We start from the raw sequence: 1343 nt of genomic DNA, 5'->3' as shown, positions 1-1343 counted from the left end.
TTCACGAGGCGCTACCTAAATAGCTTTCGGGGAGAACCAGCTATCTCCCGGTTTGATTGGCCTTTCACCCCCAGCCACAAGTCATCCGCTAATTTTTCAACATTAGTCGGTTCGGTCCTCCAGTTAGTGTTACCCAACCTTCAACCTGCCCATGGCTAGATCACCGGGTTTCGGGTCTATACCCTGCAACTTAACGCCCAGTTAAGACTCGGTTTCCCTGCGGCTCCCCTATACGGTTAACCTTGCTACAGAATATAAGTCGCTGACCCATTATACAAAAGGTACGCAGTCACCTAACTAGTAGGCTCCCACTGCTTGTACGTACACGGTTTCAGGTTCTGTTTCACTCCCCTCGCCGGGGTTCTTTTCGCCTTTCCCTCACGGTACTGGTTCACTATCGGTCAGTCAGGAGTATTTAGCCTTGGAGGATGGTCCCCCCATATTCAGACAGGATACCACGTGTCCCGCCCTACTCTTCGAACTCACAGCCTGTGCATTTTAGTGTACGGGGCTATCACCCTGTACCCTGCGACTTTCCAGACGCTTCCACTAACACACAAACTGATTCAGGTTCTGGGCTGCTCCCCGTTCGCTCGCCGCTACTGGGGGAATCTCGGTTGATTTCTTTTCCTCGGGGTACTTAGATGTTTCAGTTCCCCCGGTTCGCTTCGTTAAGCTATGTATTCACTTAACGATAGTGCAACGAATTGCACTGGGTTTCCCCATTCGGAAATCGCCGGTTATAACGGTTCATATCACCTTACCGACGCTTATCGCAGATTAGCACGTCCTTCATCGCCTCTGACTGCCAGGGCATCCACCGTGTACGCTTAGTCGCTTAACCTCACAACCCGAAGCTGTTTCGTAAAACAGTCCGCGTTGCGAAAATTTGAGAGACTCGAACACACCATTTTTCCTTTCTTATTACGGAGAAAGGAAACAGTGTGTCGTTTCAATTTTCAGCTTGATCCAGATTTTTAAAGAGCAAATATCTCAAACGTAACTCACTGAGTTAGTTTTGAGATATGGGGGTCGGCGACTTTCACTCACAAACCAGCAAGTGGCGTCCCCTAGGGGATTCGAACCCCTGTTACCGCCGTGAAAGGGCGGTGTCCTGGGCCTCTAGACGAAGGGGACACTGAAGTCTCAATCGCAAGACGCCTTGCTATTTACTTTTCATCAGACAATCTGTGTGAGCACTACAAAGGCAGGTTCTTTCAGGTAAGGAGGTGATCCAACCGCAGGTTCCCCTACGGTTACCTTGTTACGACTTCACCCCAGTCATGAATCACAAAGTGGTAAGCGCCCTCCCGAAGGTTAAGCTACCTACTTCTTTTGCAACC

The 1343-nt window shown here is 49.9% G+C and carries 1 tRNA gene and 2 rRNA genes; all 3 read right to left on the bottom strand.

Annotation, left to right across the window (positions count from 1 at the left end):
• A 23S ribosomal RNA gene (locus QFI97_RS00090) occupies positions 1-844 on the bottom strand; the annotation flags it as partial.
• 217 nt (positions 845-1061) lie between these two features.
• Positions 1062-1137, bottom strand: a tRNA-Glu gene (locus tag QFI97_RS00085).
• Between the two features lie 85 nt (positions 1138-1222).
• A 16S ribosomal RNA gene (locus QFI97_RS00080) occupies positions 1223-1343 on the bottom strand; the annotation flags it as partial.

Origin of the sequence: Klebsiella scottii (genome assembly GCF_036561945.1) — a bacterium.
Classification (GTDB): Bacteria; Pseudomonadota; Gammaproteobacteria; order Enterobacterales; family Enterobacteriaceae; genus Klebsiella; species Klebsiella scottii.
Note: the sequence above shows the minus strand (reverse complement) of the source record. Positions and strands in the feature narration are given on the sequence as shown.